Source organism: Crocinitomicaceae bacterium, from assembly GCA_016708105.1.
In the GTDB taxonomy this organism is placed as follows: domain Bacteria; phylum Bacteroidota; class Bacteroidia; order Flavobacteriales_D; family Crocinitomicaceae; genus JADJGJ01.
This window is the reverse complement of record JADJGJ010000002.1, coordinates 1,059,548-1,078,534: the sequence shown is the minus strand read 5'-3', so window position 1 is coordinate 1,078,534 and position 18,987 is coordinate 1,059,548. Positions and strand designations below refer to the sequence as shown.

General features: G+C 38.4%; 17 protein-coding genes. 6 read left to right on the top strand and 11 right to left on the bottom strand.

Going from position 1 to position 18,987, the window contains the following annotated elements; translation table 11 throughout:
- Positions 1 to 98: 98 nt before the first annotated feature.
- From radC to IPH66_15725, 4 genes are all read right to left on the bottom strand, one after another.
- On the bottom strand, positions 99 to 773 hold the full coding sequence (gene radC, locus IPH66_15740) for a DNA repair protein RadC (protein ID MBK7130794.1): 675 nt from the start codon (positions 771 to 773) through the stop codon (positions 99 to 101).
- A 53-nt stretch (positions 774 to 826) separates the two neighbouring features.
- A complete protein-coding gene (locus IPH66_15735) occupies positions 827 to 1,186 on the bottom strand; it encodes a hypothetical protein (protein ID MBK7130793.1) in 360 nt (119 codons plus the stop codon).
- Between the two features lie 74 nt (positions 1,187 to 1,260).
- Positions 1,261 to 1,887, bottom strand: coding sequence for a hypothetical protein (locus tag IPH66_15730; GenBank protein ID MBK7130792.1), 627 nt, complete (start codon positions 1,885 to 1,887; stop codon positions 1,261 to 1,263).
- A gap of 67 nt (positions 1,888 to 1,954) precedes the next feature.
- A complete protein-coding gene (locus tag IPH66_15725; GenBank protein MBK7130791.1) occupies positions 1,955 to 2,599 on the bottom strand; it encodes an outer membrane beta-barrel protein in 645 nt (214 codons plus the stop codon).
- A gap of 181 nt (positions 2,600 to 2,780) precedes the next feature.
- On the opposite strand from IPH66_15725, the gene IPH66_15720 reads away from it, so the two are divergent.
- The 4 genes from IPH66_15720 to IPH66_15705 are packed head-to-tail and all read left to right on the top strand — an operon-like array spanning position 2,781 to position 7,314.
- Positions 2,781 to 3,386 carry a hypothetical protein gene (locus IPH66_15720; GenBank protein ID MBK7130790.1) on the top strand — a complete coding sequence of 202 codons (606 nt, stop codon included), beginning with the start codon at positions 2,781 to 2,783 and terminating at the stop codon, positions 3,384 to 3,386.
- 48 nt (positions 3,387 to 3,434) lie between these two features.
- Entirely contained in the window at positions 3,435 to 5,915 is a 2,481-nt protein-coding gene (gene priA, locus IPH66_15715; protein ID MBK7130789.1) for a primosomal protein N', read from the top strand.
- Positions 5,912 to 6,631, top strand: a complete 720-nt coding sequence (locus tag IPH66_15710; GenBank protein ID MBK7130788.1) for a 1-acyl-sn-glycerol-3-phosphate acyltransferase — start codon at positions 5,912 to 5,914, stop codon at positions 6,629 to 6,631. The genes priA and IPH66_15710 overlap by 4 nt, the downstream gene beginning before the upstream one ends.
- A complete protein-coding gene (locus IPH66_15705) occupies positions 6,631 to 7,314 on the top strand; it encodes a hypothetical protein (protein ID MBK7130787.1) in 684 nt (227 codons plus the stop codon). The genes IPH66_15710 and IPH66_15705 overlap by 1 nt, the downstream gene beginning before the upstream one ends.
- On the opposite strand, the gene IPH66_15700 is transcribed toward IPH66_15705, so the two are convergent.
- Positions 7,298 to 10,630 carry a gliding motility-associated C-terminal domain-containing protein gene (locus IPH66_15700; GenBank protein ID MBK7130786.1) on the bottom strand — a complete coding sequence of 1,111 codons (3,333 nt, stop codon included), beginning with the start codon at positions 10,628 to 10,630 and terminating at the stop codon, positions 7,298 to 7,300. The two genes, IPH66_15705 and IPH66_15700, sit on opposite strands and share 17 nt — an antisense overlap.
- A gap of 300 nt (positions 10,631 to 10,930) precedes the next feature.
- On the opposite strand from IPH66_15700, the gene IPH66_15695 reads away from it, so the two are divergent.
- Positions 10,931 to 11,977: a Fic family protein gene (locus tag IPH66_15695; GenBank protein ID MBK7130785.1), complete on the top strand. Its 1,047-nt coding sequence runs from the start codon at positions 10,931 to 10,933 to the stop codon at positions 11,975 to 11,977.
- Positions 11,978 to 12,013: 36 nt separating this feature from the next.
- Here IPH66_15695 and IPH66_15690 read toward each other — a convergent pair whose 3' ends face one another.
- Positions 12,014 to 12,361 (bottom strand): hypothetical protein, encoded by a 348-nt coding sequence (locus IPH66_15690; GenBank protein ID MBK7130784.1) that lies wholly within the window; start codon positions 12,359 to 12,361, stop codon positions 12,014 to 12,016.
- Between the two features lie 61 nt (positions 12,362 to 12,422).
- Positions 12,423 to 13,979 carry an L-aspartate oxidase gene (nadB, locus tag IPH66_15685; GenBank protein ID MBK7130783.1) on the bottom strand — a complete coding sequence of 519 codons (1,557 nt, stop codon included), beginning with the start codon at positions 13,977 to 13,979 and terminating at the stop codon, positions 12,423 to 12,425.
- A 126-nt stretch (positions 13,980 to 14,105) separates the two neighbouring features.
- On the opposite strand from nadB, the gene IPH66_15680 reads away from it, so the two are divergent.
- Positions 14,106 to 14,981: a bifunctional 5,10-methylene-tetrahydrofolate dehydrogenase/5,10-methylene-tetrahydrofolate cyclohydrolase gene (locus IPH66_15680; GenBank protein MBK7130782.1), complete on the top strand. Its 876-nt coding sequence runs from the start codon at positions 14,106 to 14,108 to the stop codon at positions 14,979 to 14,981.
- Positions 14,982 to 15,006: 25 nt separating this feature from the next.
- Here IPH66_15680 and IPH66_15675 read toward each other — a convergent pair whose 3' ends face one another.
- The 4 genes from IPH66_15675 to IPH66_15660 form a co-directional block, all read right to left on the bottom strand.
- Positions 15,007 to 16,467: a T9SS type A sorting domain-containing protein gene (locus IPH66_15675; protein ID MBK7130781.1), complete on the bottom strand. Its 1,461-nt coding sequence runs from the start codon at positions 16,465 to 16,467 to the stop codon at positions 15,007 to 15,009.
- Positions 16,468 to 16,639: 172 nt separating this feature from the next.
- Positions 16,640 to 17,284, bottom strand: coding sequence for a pyridoxamine 5'-phosphate oxidase (gene pdxH, locus IPH66_15670; GenBank protein MBK7130780.1), 645 nt, complete (start codon positions 17,282 to 17,284; stop codon positions 16,640 to 16,642).
- A gap of 49 nt (positions 17,285 to 17,333) precedes the next feature.
- Positions 17,334 to 17,858 (bottom strand): DUF4494 domain-containing protein, encoded by a 525-nt coding sequence (locus IPH66_15665; protein MBK7130779.1) that lies wholly within the window; start codon positions 17,856 to 17,858, stop codon positions 17,334 to 17,336.
- 29 nt (positions 17,859 to 17,887) lie between these two features.
- Positions 17,888 to 18,985 carry a hypothetical protein gene (locus tag IPH66_15660; GenBank protein ID MBK7130778.1) on the bottom strand — a complete coding sequence of 366 codons (1,098 nt, stop codon included), beginning with the start codon at positions 18,983 to 18,985 and terminating at the stop codon, positions 17,888 to 17,890.
- Between the last annotated feature and the right edge of the window lie 2 nt (positions 18,986 to 18,987).

The window sequence follows — 18,987 nt, the reverse complement described above, 5'->3', positions numbered from 1 at the left end:
CCTTTTTAAAGTAAAGAGAAAACATAACCTGAACAAGTTAAGCAAACAGCTCAAACAGGTGATAAAATTACTGAAAATGTGTGAAATCCATTGGATAATCAAATCATCCCGTTGTCAGCCATGCTGAAATATTGCTTATCAGCCACAATGATATGGTCTAACACGGGTAAATCTATCATCTTACCAAAACTTTTCATTCGGTTAGTTAAATCAATATCAGATTCACTTGGTTTCATGCTCCCTGATGGATGATTGTGCGCAAGAATCAAGGCTGCGGCTCCTTTTTCCAAAGCCTTTTTGAAAATAATTTTTCCATCAGCAACGGTGGCTGTTAAACCGCCCTTAGAAACTAGATCAACTGAAAGAATTTTATTTGCACGTGAAAGCAAGATGATATAAAATTCTTCATGATTCAAATCTTGAAAAATTGCTGATACTGCTTGAAAAGCATCTTTTGAAGAACGAATAAAAACAGGTGATTCTTCCTGTTCGTTTTTTTTGCGCCGTGCAAGTTCCAGTGAAGCCGCAATGGTAATGGCTTTGGCTTCTCCAATTCCTTTGAACTTCATCAGATCATGAATTGTCATGCGCGCCAATTTGTTAAGATCATGATCTGCAGCAAGCAGAATTTCACGACATAATTCAACGGCAGATTTTTCACGGGTACCTGAACCAATTAAAATAGCTAATAACTCAGCATTAGATAAGGAAGCATGGCCTTTGGTGAGCATTTTTTCACGCGGCCTGTCATCTGGGGAAAGTAATTTTATCATACTACATCATGCACTCAACACAGATGCAAATATGCGATAATTTTTTGAAAACATTATTTGATAACTTCCCGCTCCAACAAATAGGTATAATAATGCTGATCTAATATATCAATTTCTCCGGTAGAAATAACCACCCAGCCTTTTTTGCCCAAGTAATTGAGTAAGTCCATATCACTTTCAAATACTTGTTTACCGTAGTCGTCAGCAATGATCACGTGTTCATCTACATTGGTTACTTGTCCGCTCATTGAATGTGAACCTGAAGTACCTATATCAAGGTATATTTCATATTTATACCCTGCAATGGAATTTCCATATTGAACACGTAAAGTCACATACTCTTTATAACTTGTTTGACCAAATGAAAAGTTTATGCCTAACAATAAGATAAATGACAAGAGGAATGATTTCATAGAAAATTTTTATTTGTTTTTTATTCTTTTATTCGATGCCAATTTGAACTTTGATTTTTTGTTGAGCGATGAAATTAAAATTTATAGGTTGCTCCAAAACTCACCACCGGTCCACCCAAGCCAATTTCAAAATGGGCTGCCCAATTTGCTGTAAAAAAATATCTAAACCCATAATGTAATCGCAATGCTATTGGGAATACATAAGCCTCACCAGAACCATTAACAGTTGGATCATTAGTGTCAAAGCTGATGCCCGCTTTTTTTGTACCGGCTTGCACACCAAAGTACGAATCTACAACTCGGGTGCGTACCATGTGAAAATTTAATCCGGCAGTAAATCTTAATTTATGCACCCTGGTATCGTAAAAATAGGTATTGGTATAATAACTTGCTGATACCGGGTCATACATGGTTTCATCAAACTCTTCATAAATATGGAAATATCCATAATTAAATGAAGCGGCAAAACTCATGCGGTCACTTGCCATAAATTCTCCTTTTACAATAAATTGACCATAGGCTTTCACATCATTTTCAAAAATATCAAAGGCACTGTGAAAGGCTCCGCTGGGATCACTTACCAAAGGCATCATGTTAGGAAAACCATAACCCAATTCTACTACACCGTCTCCTGCCTCAAGCATTTGGGCGCGCACGGTAGCAAGGTTAAACAGTAAAAAAAGAAACAGCAGTTTTTTCATCTGAAAAGGTTAACGAAAAAAAAACCCGGACAGTTGGTTGTCCGGGTTTTATTCAGTTTTTTGTTAGTTAGAACTTCAGAGATAAACCACCTGATAATAGTGGACCTCCGCCTGCTCCAAGCTCCATGTTTATTCCAATATTTTCAGTGAAGAAAAATCTTGTTCCTAAACAAATACGAATAGAAACCGGTACTAAATTCAGGCCTGCTTCTAATTCACTTTCAGAATCATTTGGATTTGTACTGGTGAATTTATTGATTTTGTGTTTGTAACCTGCACCAAATCCAACATACGCATCCACTACATCTGTTTGAACAAAGTGATAATTCAAACGCGCCATAATTCTTAATTTCTGTTTGGTGTATGTAACATGATAAGTTTGATTTACAAACGTACTTGTTGTAGTATCATATACGCTAGATGTATAATCATACTCAAATCCATTTGACAAGTAGTTGATATCTACACCAAATCCGAGATTATCAGCTATCATATACTCAAAACGACCTCCCAGCGAACCAATACCTGTTGCTTTTGTATTAGCATTTGAAGAATCATCTTCCAATACTTTCCATAATGTTTTACTAAAATTAGGGAAACCGTAGTACAAATCTACAATCATATTCCCCTGCTCCACCTGAGCAGTTGCGCCGGTGTTGAAACCGAATGTCAGGGCAGCAGTAGCCATGATCACAGTGAAAAATTTCTTCATAGTTTAAAATTTAGTTTTCAAATATACGCTTTTAGGCGAATTAAAGTTACAGCCCGATGATTTACAATATTTATGCCATAAACTCATTGCCCCTCACCCTTGTAGGTGCAGGTCGCGACCTGCGCCTACAAGGGTGGGAATTTAATTTGGCTCTCCCATTGAATCTTGATAACTTTGTTGCATGAAAATATGTTTTACTCTTTTAATTTTTCTCACTCTCAATTCAGGTTTCAGTCAAATTCATAACCGAATGCTCAAAGTGAGTACCGGCGTTTCTTATGACCAATTCAGGCGTAAAAACTTATTTGAAGCGTTGAATGATACCAGCAGTCAAGAATTTGATTTTGTGACTGCCATGCCGCTCATTGCATATTCACATGAATTTGTTCTCAATAATGTACTCAGCTTTTCAGGCAGAGTTGGCTTTCAATACATCAATGAATATTTTGATCATACCTACTTTGGATCTCCTTTGCTTTACCTTTCAGTAAATCCACAAGTTTCTGTTTTTTACAGAAAAGGATTTGAGTACTACGTTAAATTACAAGCCGGAGTCTCTTTCTGGTTTTCTCACCTTGAATTACTCAATGATCAGCAGAAAAAATTTTTCCCCGACAAAGCAAATTTTTTTACCGGGGTTACTTTGGGTGGTTTTAATTATTTTATTAGTGATAAGTTGGGGCTTAACCTTGAAATTAATCTATGGTCTCCTGAACTCGCTACGTTCGGAATCACCTATAGATATTACAAAGGTGAACTGCCTAAGATTCAAAATAGCGCGCAATAGATATTAACAGTTTCTGAAATTGGGGGTTTTTGTTTTACTTTCGTTGCCGTGAGTGAGAGACAAACATATTTTACGGATGTAATTATTCCTCTTAGCATTCCGCGCACATATACTTATCGCGTTCCGTTTGAACTTAATTTGCACATTGAAACCGGCAAAAGGGTGATTGTACAATTTGGCAAAGGAAAATACTATACCGGAATTGTTGAACGTGTACATGAAGAAATCCCTAAAGATTATCAAGCCAAGTTAATTGAAGGAATTTTAGATGATCAACCCATTGTAACCGGTGAACAATTCAAGCTCTGGCGATGGATGAGTGAATACTACATGGCCTCCATTGGCGATGTAATGAATGCAGCCCTGCCGGCCAACTTCAAACTGGCAAGTGAAACAAAAATAAGTTTGCATCCTGAATTTGACCGTGATGATGAAAGCCTTTCTGAACAAGAGTTAATCATTGCTGAAGCTCTTCAAGTGCAAGACAGCATAACCTTGAAAGAAATAAGCGAATTGGTTAAATTAAAAACTGTTCAACCACTAGTCAAAAGACTCATTGAAAAAAAAGTGGCTGTAGTTTCTGAAGAACTCAACGCACGATATTCTCCAAAATATGAAGTATTCATTGAAATTTCAGAACACATTCAGACCTCTGAAAAACTTGAACACTTGTTGAATGAATTGGAAGCAAATCGCAAGAATGAGAAACAAGTGAATGCCCTGTTAAAGGTAGTTGAACTCACGCAATGGAATGAGGGAAAACAAAATCCGGTTACAAAAAAAATAATACTTGAATCAGGCATCGGAGAATCAAGTCTGCTTACTCTTGAGAAAAAAGGAATCCTTGTTGTTTTTAATGCTGAAGTGACTCGACTCAAACCAAAATTGACCGAGTCAAAAGAGGTGAAAACATTATCCGATTCTCAACAAAAAGCGCTTGATGAAATTAAACATCACTTTACTGAAAAAGAGGTGGTGTTACTTCATGGTGTAACCTCATCAGGTAAAACTGAAATTTATGTCAGCCTTATTCAAGAGCAATTAGAAAAAGGAAAACAGGTTTTGTTTCTGTTGCCGGAAATTGCATTAACTACGCAACTCATCAATAGACTCCAATATTATTTTGGTGATTTGGTTGGCGTATATCATAGTCGCTTTAATCAAAATGAGCGCATTGAAATTTGGCATGAAGTTTTAAAAAATGGAGGAAGATTCAGAATAATTCTTGGCGCACGCAGTGCCGTATTTTTACCTTTTCAAAATCTGGGATTAATTATCGTAGATGAAGAGCATGAAAATTCATTCAAACAATTTGATCCATCACCAAGATATAATGCACGTGACACGGCTATATTGCTGGCACAACTGAATCAGGCAAAAGTATTGCTTGGCTCTGCTACACCTTCTATTGAAACTTACTTTAACGCCACCGAAGGCCGATATGGTTTGGTAGAATTGCATGAACGTTTTGGCGGTGTGAAAATGCCTGAAATTTTATGCGCTGATTTAGAAAAAGAGGTCAAGCAAAAAACCATGAAATCACACTTCTCTTCTTTTTTACTTGAACAGATGGAGGAAGCTTTCAAAAATAATGAGCAGATAATTCTGTTTCAAAACAGACGCGGTTATGCCCCGCAATGGATGTGTGAACTTTGCGGCTGGACTCCTGAATGCAAAAATTGTGATGTCTCACTCACCTATCATAAATCCAGCAATGCGTTGAAATGTCATTATTGCGGATACTTTATTACACCGCCCGCTTCATGTGGTCATTGCGGAAGTAAGAAATTAAAAATGGTAGGATTTGGCACAGAAAAAATTGAAGATGAACTGGCTGTTTTCTTTCCGAAAATTTCAATCAAACGCATGGATCATGATTCTACCAGAGCCAAGGATGCTTACCAGAAAATTATTTCTTCATTTGAAAATCGTGAAACTGATGTGTTGATTGGAACACAAATGGTAACCAAAGGACTTGACTTTGATAATGTTGGTCTGGTTGGTATTCTCAGTGCTGATCAAATGATGCATTACCCTGACTTCAGAGCGTTTGAACGATCATTCCAACTCATGTCACAAGTTGCAGGTCGTGCTGGTAGAAAAGCTAAACGTGGAAAGGTGATTATTCAAAGTTATAACCCGCATCACTGGATCATTCGTAAAGTGATGGAGCATGATTTTCAAGGAATGTATAAACAAGAAATACTTGAAAGAAAAAATTTTAATTATCCTCCCTTTTTCAGAATCATTCAACTAAGTTTGAAACACAAAAATAAAGATACCCTTGAGGCAGGTGCTTCAACGCTGGCTGAAAGTTTGAAAGAAACTTTTGCTGAGCGCGTGCTGGGACCGGAAATTCCGGCCATTGCCAAGGTGCGGAATTTTTATTTGAAAGATATTACTATTAAATTTGAACGCAACGCGTCACCCAAAAAAGTGAAAGATGTCATATACCAAAAGCTTGAACAATTTTTAAGCAAGCATGATTTCAGATCGGTACGCGTAGATATTGATGTAGATCCGCAATGAAATTTCTGAGAGCTTTTATTTCTATTATACGCATTGCCATTTTTGGTGCATGGTCATTTTTCTGTATTTTACTTGGCACTTTTTTAAGTATCATCACGCTGAGTCGCAGAGCAACAATTTTTACGGCAAAATATATTTGGCCACCTGTCTCTTTTTTCATTATGGGTGCTCGGTTTAAAGTACATGGTCGCAAGTTTGATTTGCCTAAAGTTTCGTATGTTGTTGTTTCCAATCACTCTTCCTATCTTGACATTCCAGCCATTACATCTTCAATTCCTCTCTCATTGCGTTTCATTGCAAAAAAAGAGTTCAAGCATGTACCTTTTTTAGGTTGGTATTTATGGATGGCGGAAACCATCATGATTGACAGAAAAAATACTGCCGCCGCAAAAGAGAGTCTCAAAATTGCTGCAAATTATATTGCCAATGGTCATCATGTTGCTATCTATCCTGAAGGTACCTCGTCACATGACGGAACTATCAAACCATTTAAAAAGGGAGCTTTTCATTTAGCTGAAGATGCAAAGGCACACATACTGCCCGTGCGCATTGATGGGGCTTATCATGTTTGGCCTTCAGCACGTAAATTAGACATGCGCATGGGTACTATTGATGTCATTATTGGTGATCCTATTCCCCCTGAAGTTTATCTTAAAATGGATATTGATGAACGAACAGAATTTGTTAGGCAAACCATTGTCAAGTTGAAAAAATAATGGGAGAAAAAATCCATCTGACTTTACTAAATTACTTGCCGGTTTTAGGTTTTGGCATGTACGCCTTGCTCACCGGATTCAGCGATGACCTATTTCTGCCTCTCTTACTTTCAGGCTGGATTGTTGTAGTGATTTTTCAAACTATTCTCACTGCAGTTTATACGCCACCTAAACATGCTTCACTGGCTATTATTTTTGTCGTCCTTCCTTTGTTTTTATTGTTAGTAAATGCCTGGTATTTTAACATTGACTATGCAACTGTTTTTATTGAAATGGCGGCTATTGACTTGTTAGGTGTGATTGCTGCGCTCAATTATGCATTTATTCATAAAGCAGCCAAAGATGGTTTGAAAGATGCACCGGTTTTTGCCATTGTATTTACGATAGGAATTATTTCAACTGCCGGATTTTTTCTGGTGAAACTCATGTTGCGATTTTTAGCAGATCAGAATTACCAAATTTTACTAATCATACTTTTATCCGTTTCTGTGATTCGCAGTGTCTTATTTTTTGCTGGCAGATTGACAACTCGTCTGCGCACGATTGGATCATCTTCAAAGAATTCAACAATTGCGCAACGTGGTGAATTTTCAGCTGTTGCCATTTTAATTTCTGTTGGATTATGGCTTATTGTTGTCCCACTACTGGTATGGATCAAATCCCTAATTATTCCTTATCAATAAGCATTGTTACAAAGCCTCGGTAATGATAATCTTTTCCTTCTCGGTCTCTGAAGGTGAGATGATAGACGTATGTTCCTTCAGGTTTCAAATTGCCATCAGCTGATTCTCCATTCCAGCCTTCTTCACGGTCGTCAGTTTGATAAATTATACCACCCCAGCGATCATAAATAGTCAACAAATATGAATCAAAATCATACAAAGAAACTATAGGGAGAAAAATTGGATTTTCACCATAAACAATAAAGGCATTGGGAATATAAACCAGCGGATCAATCACCGCACAAACCGTATTTGAAAATGCGGTGTAAGCCAATGCGTATGAATTAACGTCTTCCACAGCTTCTACACGATAACAAAACTGACCTTGTGAATCCATAAATCCTGAAACATCATCTACATAAGATCTCACTCCGGGTAAAGTAGTTGCCAGAGGCGTTGCATCAAAAACTCCATTCACGCCACGATAAATTCTGTACTCCACAATATCACCATCAAACCCAAGATACGTTGACCAACTCAACGTGTTCAGCATGGCTACGTGATCTGTTTCAACTTTTAGAAAAACTGTTTGTGCAATATTGGTAATGAAACCGGTATTTCCGCATGAATCAATCAAACCAACGCGGTATTGATACGCACCGCGATCAGGTAGTACGGTTGCATCCTGATAATACATAAAATTTCCCGTGGTGGATGACACACTGGCAAGGAATGAAAAATCAGCATCAAGCGGACCCTTCACTTCAATTTCATACCCCTGCACTGAGGCTGTTCCATCTGTATAACAAACTAATTCAACGGCATCACTCAGATTGTATGATGCCGTTGCAAGATAATGAAAGGCAGGTTGGCTTGGGCTTTGCGTGTATTTGCATGACCTATTAGAATAAGAAATAGAATCATTATTAGAAACCGCACGGATGTAGTAACAATAATCCGCATCATAAAAAACATCTGCATGATTATAAGATGTTGCCGTTGAACTCAGCGTTGCAATTATTTCAAAAGGTGATCCTGCAATACTTACAATTACTTCATATCGGTTGACCCCTTCAACCCAACCCATGTAGGGTGTCCAACTCAAATCAATAGTTTTCAAACAAGGATCAAAAACTGTTTTGGCATGAATAGTAGTGTGTGGATTACTCAAAGCAGAAGTTTGAAATGTTGGTGGAAAAGTTGCTGTCATGCATGAATCAAAAGCCGCCACGCGATACGTCTCGGCTTGATTTGCAGAATTGGTAAGGGTATAAGTATAATCAGTTGTAGTGATGCCATATACCGTATCTATTGGTTCCCAAAATCCTAAAATCAGCGCATAAATGATATAACCATAAGTATCTTCCGATGAATTTACATTCCAACTGATATCAACAAAACCTGTAGTTGTATCAACGCTCACCCAATCAATTACTGGAATGATGGGATTGATAATATCTTGCAAAACCATACCGGGTTGGTTTGATGTTGATGTGCAACCGGCACTGTTCTCTACCCAAATTTCATAAGACATAAATGCACTGCACACATCCACGGTGTCAATAAAAAAATTCGTTCCGCCATACGGCGATGTTCCTCGCAAAGTCCAGTTACCTGCCGGATATTCCCGATAAATTTCATAAACCGGATTATCACCGTTATTGATTGGATTATGCATATCATTCCAACTCAATGATACACGCCCGTCAGCAAGATCAATCAAGGTCAGAAAAATAGTTGACAAGGTATCAGAACTGAGAATATTATTTCCGCCGCAACCAAACTCGGTGAGAATGTAATAATGTTTGTTCGCCAAATCAGCACCTGCACCTGCAACAGTAAAAGTATTGGTTCCAATAGTTGGAATAGCTGTTATAAATCCATCCTCCATTGACCAAATTTCATATTCAATAAATGAAGTTCCGGAAGCATCTGTTGTTGGTTCCCAGGTTAGCACAACATCACCATTTGCAAGCACATCTGCACAATGCAAATCAGCGGGACTCAACATTTCTTTATTTTTAATCTTTATCTCTACAGTTTCAAATGCACGACCCGGAACACTGCAATAATCATCTTGCGCGTTGAGTACAAAATAATAAGTTACCTCAGGCAATTGCGTTCCGTTTGCATCCAATAAATGATCGCAAGATGTTTGCCAGCTAAATGTTGTGGTCAAACCCTGCACCCCTTGAATGACAGGTGCTGTACTCAATGTTGCACACGGCACGTAATCACATCCTGAATTGGGATCAGTAAAATTGGTTCCAAAATAATTTCCTGAAGGATTGAGGGTGACTAACTGCGGGGTTCCATCTTGCAACAATTCAGGATCAGAAATTACAACATTAAAATTGATCAGATCACCTGCAAAAAATTCTCCATAAAAACTTGTTCCGGCTGAAAATGGTGGAGTAATTACCGGTGGGTTGTTATTGTATCCCGGGCACGGAATAACGATCATCTGAATTTCACGATGCACCGTAGACACCAATTCACCATCTCGGTACGAATCAATTTTTTGTACGAGACCAAAATTACCGGTGGTATTTGATAAAAAAGAAATCACGCCACTGTTTGCATCCATCACGGCAGGAATATTTCCCGGGGCAAACGAAGCATCAGGTGTTGGATTAGTTGAAGAATACCCGCCAACAAAAGGCACCGGTGCTGGATTTATCGGAGGATTGAATGAGCCCGAAACAAAGTGATCAAGGGGTACTCCCCATGAAAAAACGAGAGAATCATTATCAGGATCATACGCATTCGGGTTGTATTGAAAATCTGTTCCCGCACACATCAACATGTATGGATCCTGATCAAATTGTGGAGAAGAATCATTGCATGGATTTGCATTATTACCATCAACTGCATACATGTAAGCTGAAAGCGTGATACCGTAATTGAACGGATCTAAAATATTACTCAAACCCCAATTGCGTGAAAAAGAATCATACGTAAAAGCCCAACCCGTAGAAGGAGGAGTACCTGACAAGACAATGGGTGCTGATTGATATAATAATTTCTGAACAGCGCCGGGTCCGTTTCCGCCACCCGTTCCTGATCCACAATCTAATTCTGCCGGCCCTCCGCCAACCTGTGTACATTCAGGACTCAGGTCAGTTGATGACACAAAATTACACGTGATTGTTGTTATGGTAGAATGACCCCATACTTCAATATTCAAAGCCGGATCAGTAATTTCAAGCCCATTACAATCACGATAGAGAACCAGATTGAATTGATAAGCACCACCACCCAAACAAGTCCAGGTGATTTCTCCGCCCATGATATGACTAGCTTTGGAATAGTTTCCAAAACACCATAAAAAAGCCAATATGAACCCGTATTTAAGTTTCACTTAAATAAAAACGCAATAAATTGATCTTTAGTATATACGCTTAAATCTGTTTAAAGTTGCCTGAGCGTGCGGAGGTTTTGGGTGGATTAGAGTGCACTTGTGAACTTCAGCATCCATAGTATGCAAGTCCCGCAAGTCCTCAAGTCGTACTAGGTTTTTTTTCCTAATTATGACGTGTACCCCAGTTATGCAGCTCACCAAACCAAAACTTCTGGCTCAAAACAACAACAAATTGAGCTTTATTTCGTAAAATTGTGAGCCGTATTATACTACCATATGAAAGTTAATACCCCTATAAACAATTTGATAATTGACTATTTACGGAAGAATCCATTGGTTTCTTCGAAAGAAATTCATGAGGGAACTGGAGCAAAATTTGGATACGCCACTGTGAAAAGAAGTTTGCAATCGCTCTTGGCCTCCAACCTGATTCAGTCAATCGGCAAAGGAAAGGGTACGCGTTACGAATTATCGAAGGCATATCGTGTATTAGCCCCAATTGACCAGACTACATACTTCGATCAGGAGATTGATGAGAGAAAAATAAATGTTGATTTTAATTTGAACTTGATGGATCAGATACTCACAAACATGAAATTATTCTCTGAAATTGAAGGTAATAAATTGCAATCTCTGCAAGAAATTTTCAGACAAAACACAAAAGATCTCACCGCTGAACAATATCAGCGAGAATTTGAACGACTGGCAATTGACCTGAGTTGGAAATCTTCCCAAATTGAAGGAAACACATATACCCTGCTTGAAACTGAAAGACTGATCAGAGAGCAGGAAACCGCAGCAGGAAAAACAAAAAATGAAGCGGTGATGTTGTTAAATCACAAAGAAGCTTTAGACTTTATTCTTTCGAATACTGATTATATCAACCCATTGAATATTTCACGGATTGAGGACATTCATAGTATCTTGATTAAAAATTTACCCGTTGGAAAAAATATCCGCAAAAGGCGTGTTGGTATTTCTGGCACCAATTACAAACCATTGGACAATGAATTTCAAATTCGTGATGCACTAAATCAGATGTGCAACCTGATAAACAACAAGCATGACGTTTTTGAAAAAGCCTTACTTGCCCTTGTACTGATTTCCTATATTCAGCCGTTTGAAGACGGCAACAAACGCACCGCAAGAATCATCAGTAATGCAATTCTAATAAATCAAAATCAATGTCCGCTTTCTTTCAGGACAGTTGACTCTTTAGATTATAAAAAAGCAATGCTGATTTTTTATGAGCAAAATAACATCTCTGCATTCAAGCAAATTTTCATAGACCAATTCGAATTTGCAGTGAATACCTATTTTTAATATTTAACCAAGAACGCCAAGGTTTTTGTGTCAAACTCAAACAACCTCTGCCGTTCCGTAATTTGTTTTGATATAGTCAGCCACTTTGTTACGGATAGCTTTTTGTTTTGGCAAAAATGCAATTGCATAAATTAAAAACGGAATCAAAATTCCGAGTAAAACTAATGAAAGTGCAAACACCATTTGTGCACCCATAGAAGCAAAACCTTCATTGACCAAAGCTCTATTGCTACGCAGCAAAACCAAAGCGGCGGCTGAGGATGATTTGTCTTTTACCACAAGTATTTTTGGAGAACGGAATGAGCAGACAACATCTCCCATTTCTGTTTCTAATTTTGATTTCAATTCGTCAAGGGTAAATGTTTTACTGATAGGTACGCGCATAAAATGAGTATTAAGTTAGATGGCATCCAAGATAATGTTTTTTTTTATCCGAAAAAAAATCTTATACCAAATCAACATTATAAAACGACCCTTTATTTTCAGATCTCACCATAGACTGTGTCACGATAAGATACGCGATGGTGATGAGATTACGAAGCTCACAAAGTTGTGGAGATATTTTGGTTGTTTTATACAACTCTTCAGTTTCTTCATAATGAATTTTCAACCTACTGAGAGCACGTTTGAGTCTAATATTAGAACGCACAATGGCAACATAATCAGACATGATTGTTTGCAACTCTTTGCGAGAGTGTGTAATCAAAATTAATTCTTCAGGATCAGTTGTGCCTTCAGCATTCCATGCCGGAATTTTATCATTAAACTGAATGCTATAGATTTTTTCACTTACGTCAGATGCAGCGTGATGGGCGAAAACCAATGCCTCAAGCAATGAATTAGAAGCAAGGCGATTTGCACCGTGCAGACCGGTGCGAGAACACTCACCCGCTGCATATAAATTTTTTATACTGGTTTGAGAATATTGATTCACATTGATACCTCCACAGGTGTAGTGAGCAGCTGGCACAATCGGAATCCAGTCTTTAGAAACATCAACACCAATTTTGCGGCAATAATCCGTAATGTTTGGAAAGTGTCTGTAAAAATCTTCCATCTCAAGATGTGTACAATCCAAATACACGCAATTTTCTCCTGTTACTTTCAATTCTTTATCAATTGCTTTTGAAACAATATCGCGTGATGCAAGTTCACCGCGCTCATCTGTTTTCAACACAAAACGATCACCTTTTTTATTTCTGATATAAGCACCAAAACCACGCACGGCTTCTGAGATCAGGAATGAAGGAGATTTTCCGGGTTCAAACAAAGCCGTTGGATGAAACTGAACAAATTCCATATCACTCACCAGCGCCTTTGCCCGATGCGCCATTGCAATTCCATCACCGGTTGCAATAATAGGATTTGTAGTATGACTATAAACCTGCCCTGCTCCACCAGAACATAACATGGTAAATTTAGCCAGTACCCGTTCAATTTCATTTGTACGGCTATTCAGTGTATAGGCACCGTAACAGGTATTATCTGTGCGGCGGGTAACTAATTTTCCAAGGTGGTGATCTGTAATGAGATCAATAGCAAAGTGATGTGTCAATACCTCAACATTGCGACATTCAGCCACTTTCTCAAGCAGCGCGCGTTCAATTTCAAATCCGGTAATGTCTTTGTGATGCAGAATTCTGTTTGAAGTATGTCCACCTTCTTTGCCTAAATCATAATCTCCTGCCTTGGTGCGATCAAAACGTGTACCCCACGTAATAATTTCACGCAATCGATCAGGCGCCTCTTCAACCACCTTGCGCACAACGTCAACATCATTTATGTGATCACCTGCTCTTAGCGTATCAGCAATATGAACATCAAAAGAATCATGCTCATCTAAAACAACCGCAATTCCTCCTTGGGCATACTTGGTATTGGACTCTCCCTTATCTGCTTTTGTAATAATGGTAACACTACAAGCTGGATTAGCCTTAGCAACTTTGATTGCGTAAGTTAATCCGGCGATGCCTGACCCAATGATGAGAAAATCTGTTTTGATAGTCTGTTTATTTAATTGTTATTAAGACAAATTTACAAAATCAAGTTGTTTGGTTGTATAAATTTCAAAGAGTATTCACGCGTGATATTTTTTAGTAGTTTTGATCATCACTCAAAATGACATACCATGATTTTACTGGACGGAAACAAAACTTCAGATGATATTAAACTTGAAATTGCCACTAAAGTAGCGGAACGCAAGCAGCAGGGAAAAAAAATTCCGCACCTTGCAGCCATTCTTGTTGGCAACAACGGCGCCAGTTTAACGTATGTTAATGCAAAAGTAAAAGCGTGTGAAAAAGTAGGTTTTGAATCTTCACTCATCACCTTACCTGAAACCATTTCTGAAAAAGAATTGCTTGAGAAAATATCAGAATTGAACCAAGACCCAATCATTGACGGATACATTGTTCAGTTACCGCTGCCCGCACATATTGACGAACACAAAGTAACGCTTGCTGTTGCCCCGTCAAAAGATGTGGATGGATTTCATCCTGAAAATTTGGGACGCATGGTATTGAACCTACCTACTTTTTTACCGGCAACTCCGTATGGCATTGTTCAGTTACTTGACAGATATAATGTAGAAACTTCAGGTAAAAACTGCGTTGTGATTGGTCGTTCTCATATTGTTGGAATGCCCATGAGTATTCTGATGGCGCGCAATACCAAAGTAGGTAATTGCACGGTTACACTTACCCATTCACGCACTAAAAATCTGAAAGAAATCACGCAGCAAGCTGACATTATCATTGCCGCTTTAGGCAAGCCAGAATTTTTAACCGGTGATATGGTGAAAGATGGCGTAGTGGTTGTTGACGTAGGAATTACCCGTGTTGATGATCCATCTAAAAAATCAGGCTTTAGATTATTGGGTGATGTTAAATTTGATGAAGTTGCTGCCAAAGCTTCTTATATCACACCCGTGCCCGGCGGAGTTGGACCAATGACCATTGCTTCATTGATGCTGAATACGTTGCAAGCCGTTGAAACAAGAGATTAAATTTATTTTACCCTTGATAGGATTTCTATTTTACGACAAAACTGAAACTGCGGGTTGCGCTGTTTTCATCTGTCAATTTTAAAATATAAGTTCCAACGGAAAGAGTGGAAATATCAAGTTCATAGATTCCGGCAGCTTCATTTAATAAAGGAACCGATAATACTCGTCCATCAATTGAAATTACTTCAAGGTTAATTAAATTTTCAGGAACTTCAACGCGCAGCACATCAGAAACCGGATTAGGGTATATCAATATATTTTCACCCAAATTTTCATCAGCATCAAGCAGTGAACTCACAAAATACTCATAGTATCTTTTGCAATATCCATCACCTACATAAACTGAATAGGTTCCGCCTGCAATACCAGTCAAATCTTCTGTAGTTGCACCGATAAACCAGTCAAAAGTATATGTTCCAATTCCGCCACTTACTGTTTGATCAATGCTACCATCATTGCCAAGAGTTTCACCCGTGATAACTGCAGTCACATCAAACGGACTATAGGTGCATTGTTGTTGTGTTGTAATTCCACCTACACTGCTCAGCGAATCTTCAAAAGCATTGTATGCATCACAATTTTCATGCAGATAAAAATCAAGCCATGGAATTAGCAGAGACATTGTTTTCTCTTGTTGCTCTTCTCTAGTTACTGAAATACCTGTTGAACTGGTAGACTCTCCAAAATCACAATTGAAATTGGTATTGGCAAAATAGCAATGAGCTCCACCATCAATACTCACAAAAAATTTACATGCAGATCCCAACGCATTATAGATTGGCAGGTGATGATCAACTGGAGGCGTGACACCATCAGAACTACCTGAAAAAATTAGAGCAGGTACAGTAACAGCCGATGCATCTGCAATGGCAGAAGGACTTGTTTCAGCAGGAGCAAATCCAACAATGGTTTTCAACGTAACGCTGCCAACAGCACCGGCAAGAATGGTACATCCTCCCCCCATTGAATGTCCAATGATTGCTGAACGATTAAAAACATGATCATAAAAAATACTTGTTGGCTCAGAATGCAGCGCAATCAATTTCTGTTCTACAATTAAAAGATCTTGGGCAAATTCTTCATGACTAGGACTAGGGAATAATGAACCCTCTGTGCGAGGAAAAGCCAAAATATAGCCAAGTGGCACCAAGGATTCCCAAACATTTTCATAGGCATCCCATGACATGGCAAAACCGTGTCCGCAAATTACAACTGGATGATAAGGCGGAATTACAGCAACATCTTCACCCGCTACATTTGCCGGATAATAAATTTCTGTCTGAATTTGTCTGCCGGGGCCTCCTCCACTTCCATATCCTCCAGTGCGGGTAGGATCATTGAACGTAATAGTGGTATGTCCAATTTGATACTGCGCAATGCATGCATGACTGATTATAATCAATGCAAAAACATAAATGAATTTACTTGCAGAAAGCGCTGCATGCGATCGCAAATATTTTTTTGCACGAAGGTTTTCGTTTTTCATGGGTGTCTTTTTTTGAGTACCCAAAACTACTTTTTGATATCAAGTTTGAATTACCGTTCATACCATTGTCTTAAACTATTAGATTAAAACGGTTTATGATTTTTTACGTGATTGAATTCAGATGAAATTCATAATTATTGTACAGCACAATTTTCAGTAATTGAATTATTGATCAGGGACTGACACGATAAATTCTCCAGCCTTCAGCTTGTTTTTCATAACAAAAACGATCATGCAAACGACCTAAGCGGCCTTGCCAGAATTCAAAATAATGAGGTTTGATGAGATATCCACCCCAGTGCGGTGGACGAGGAACTACTTCAGGAAATTTTTCTTCAAAATATTTTACGCGTTCATCTAAAGTAAGTCGGTCAGGAATTTCTTTGCTTTGTTCTGAAGCCCACGCACCAATTTGACTTATGCGAGGACGCGATGCAAAATAATCATCACTTAATTCAGGGCTAACCTTTTCAATAGTTCCCTCAATGCGTACTTGTCGCTCAAGGCAATCCCAATAAAAGAGTGCAGAAACTTTATGATTCATTTCTGATTCTTGTCCTTTTCTGCTGAGATAGTTGGTGTAAAGCACAACACCTTCTTCTAACAATTCACGCATATACACAATGCGTGATGAAGGTTGACCGTCTTTTGATACTGTCCCTAGAACAAAGGCATGCGGGTCAGCACAATTTTTTTCATGAGCATCACGATACCATTCACTAAAAAAAAGAAATGGATCAGGGTGTTTCACCTGATCCATACTTCCTTTTGTAAAGTCGGTTCGTTGATTGCGGGTTTTATCTAAATGATCAGACATTTTATTTCAAATTTGACCTGAACGTATTATTCCGCAATGCGCGGACTTTTTATTCTTCTTCTGATTTGTATGCAACGCGAACTTTAGCTGAGTTCTTTGCTTTAGCGCGACCTTTTCCTTTTTTCTTTCCTTCACCATCTTCGCCTTCTTCACCGGTTGCAGGAAGAATTTCAACGATAGTAGTTAAGGTGATAGACGGAATTTCAAACGTAGTCATCAATTCTTTCAAGCTATCTTCCATACGCTCATAAGCATCTTTTGCAGTGGGTGCTGAGCACATGAAATTATGATTCACTTTTTTCTCTTTGCCATTGTCATCTTCAGTGGTATATGACACTTTGCATTTATACCAGCGGTCTGAATCTTCATAATGGAAAATATCAGCATAATCAGTGCGTGCAATTGATGTCACAATAAATTCTCCGCGGATAAATTCTCCAACCTCTTCATAAATTCTTGCTTCAGCTTCAGTGAATGAACCAGCATTCACCAAATAAGGCTCAGTAACGCGTTTGAGCGTACCGTCCTGAAATTCTTTTGTAAACTTTACTTTTACTGTATACCAGGTACTCATCTCTTAAAAATTTTGAACGCAAATATACGTCAAAAATCATAGACTACCCCGTTCCACCAGACTGAGTATGAAGAAGGCCCATACTTTAATAAAATGGTACTGCCTGCCAATTTAAAGCTCTCAACCCTTGAATTTGTTACGTCTACCTCATTACCACGGTAGAAAGCGCTGACTCCGCCTACATTGTTTATATAGGCTATAATTCCTCCATCTGTTTGATAATCTGTTAATACCATGTTGAAAATTTGATATATCTTTTCATTATACCAAACCTTAGTTATACCAAAATCTTGATAAATGACGAGGCTATCTGTAACATTCACCCCGGTAATGTCAATGCCCAACTCAGTAACACGTTCTTCACGCACCACTTTGTGCACGTCAGCAGCATCTTGATAATATATAAAATTATCACCCGCTGTATATCGTTTGGCCTGTTGTGGTTCCAAATCAAGAATATATCCATTGTCAAACGCTGCAAATGTCATGTGCTGCGGGTCATTGAATGCAACAACATCTTGCCCTGCAGAATAGGTGACAGGTAATTTAGTATTCAGCAAATTATAAAATTGTCCGTGCCAAAAAACTGAATGATTACCTGCATTGTCTTTATAAACGAAAGTATTTGCCCCTACTTCACCCGGCAGCAAAGGGTATGAACCTACTACCATTCCAATTTGATGCACTTGATTTTGGTAATAATAATTCAGATAACCGCCAATGTAATCCTGATATAAGACAATGCTATCACCAACAGCCCAGCCCATGGCATTTGATGTAAGCAGATGAACAATGTCTGTATCAAATACGCGCAATACATTAGCTGTGCGTACCAGGGTAATATGGTCAGTTACTTTAATTTCACTGTGTGTTTGCGCAATCTGAATTTTTTCATCACCGGCATAAGCATAAACATCACCTTTAGAGTCTACAATACAGACATGTTTATTTGAGACTATAACATCTTTGGTGCGCTGATAATAAATTTGTTCAAACGCTCCGCGATCAAATCGATAGGTGCGGAAATTGACATCGGTAAACGTGGTAATATTTTGACTATAAACCGCTGTCACACTAAGACAAAGACTTATAAGTAAAATAGAAATTTTTATATTCTTTACTTGCATGA